A 1,410-nucleotide genomic window follows, 5' to 3' on the forward strand; every position below is an offset into this window, starting at 1 on the left:
ACCAAAAAGAAAAACTACATCTATGTCTTCGGAGCTACTCCAGTACTGCTAATAGCATTTCTGAAATTAAACTCGCTCCGCTCAAACAGTAATTTTATAAACGCTCTTATCAGCACTTCCGCTACGCTCTTGCGACATATGATGGATATTGGGGATTTGTGGTGTCATGGCTATTGGGCTTTGCCCTCAGCTGTTGATGTTCGCTTCGCTTTTTTTTGCTCCGCGGTTAGAGTTTCCTTTTTTACTTACTGTAACAGTACTTTGTCCATTATTCATACAGCAGTTGTAGTGGCTCGTCCTAAAGACGGCCTAATTTCGTAGGCGTTAAGCGGAGGTGTTGTGTTCGGCGTTAAGAAACGCAACTGTTTGAGCGAAGCGAGTTTTTGCGTTTTAGCTGAATGCAATACCGCAGTAGCCGAAGAACTTCAGCCTTGATTCTTTTTGGTATCTTTTTCGTATCAAGCAGAAAAAGGACATTCTTCAATAAAATAAATTATTTAATTCTTCTTGCTACCTTTTTCTAATTAAGCAGAAAGAGGACATTCACTATAATGTTTATTTCGTTTAGGATAATAATATTGTGTGTAACGAAACAATATTGCTATATTTACGTTTAATATAGATACATCATATGAGAATAATTTCATTTGGCACTATCAGAGATTATATAGCAAAAAATCCTGATAGTGATATTGCATTAAGAGAGTGGTACATTAAGGCTAAACAATCTAAGTGGAAATGCTTTGCAGACGTTAGAAACACTTTTAATAGTGCAGATAGTGTGGGGAATGATCGATACGTATTTAATATTAAAGGTAACCATTATCGTCTGGTTGCTATTATCTTATATAAGTTGGGTTATATCTATATACGCTTTATAGGTACGCACTCAGAATATGACAAAATAGATTGTTCCTCAATATAAATTCTCCCTTAAACTTTATAAATTATGATTGGATTAACAGAAAAACAATATATCGTGGCTTGTGAACGAATAGAAGAGTTGTTAAAGGTAGTTACTAATGAGACTTCTGAAAATGACAGACGCTATCTTGAGTTGGAGATTTTATCCAACTTAGTTGCTACATATGAGGAAAGCCATAACCCAATTGAAACGCCATCTTTGGTTGATGTAATTAAACTAAGGATGTATGAAAAGGGATTAACTCAGGCTAGTTTAGCAGAATTACTTGGTTTAAGTCCATCTCGTATTAGTATTTATCTTTCAGGAAAAAGTGAACCACCACTTGGTGTGGCGAGAAACATCAGTAAAATGTTAAATATTGATCCAACTATTGTACTTGGTGTTTGATTGAGAAGTACTTTTTCTTTTGTTAGACAAAAGAGAAAGCTACCAAAAAGAAAAACTACATCTATGTCTTCAGAGCTACTCCAGCGCCGCTAATAGCA

Annotated in this window: 3 protein-coding genes; all 3 read left to right on the forward strand. The window is 35.3% G+C overall.

Annotated features, from left to right (window positions below; genetic code table 11):
• Positions 1-321, forward strand: a 321-nt coding sequence (locus B091_RS12725; protein ID WP_040368898.1) for a hypothetical protein, incomplete at its 5' end; no start/stop codon positions are given.
• A gap of 310 nt (positions 322-631) precedes the next feature.
• Entirely contained in the window at positions 632-925 is a 294-nt protein-coding gene (locus tag B091_RS0111515; RefSeq protein ID WP_018110142.1) for a type II toxin-antitoxin system HigB family toxin, read from the forward strand.
• Between the two features lie 24 nt (positions 926-949).
• Positions 950-1,312, forward strand: coding sequence for a helix-turn-helix domain-containing protein (locus B091_RS0111520; RefSeq protein ID WP_018110143.1), 363 nt, complete (start codon positions 950-952; stop codon positions 1,310-1,312).
• Positions 1,313-1,410: the final 98 nt, after the last annotated feature.

It is taken from the genome of Bacteroides propionicifaciens DSM 19291 = JCM 14649 (genome assembly GCF_000375405.1).
Classification (GTDB): Bacteria; Bacteroidota; Bacteroidia; order Bacteroidales; family Bacteroidaceae; genus Bacteroides_E; species Bacteroides_E propionicifaciens.

Coding starts and splice junctions, on each gene's coding strand:
- B091_RS0111515 (WP_018110142.1), top strand. CDS start 632: ATGAGAATAATTTCATTTGGCACTATCAGAGATTATATAGCAAAAAAT.
- B091_RS0111520 (WP_018110143.1), top strand. CDS start 950: ATGATTGGATTAACAGAAAAACAATATATCGTGGCTTGTGAACGAATA.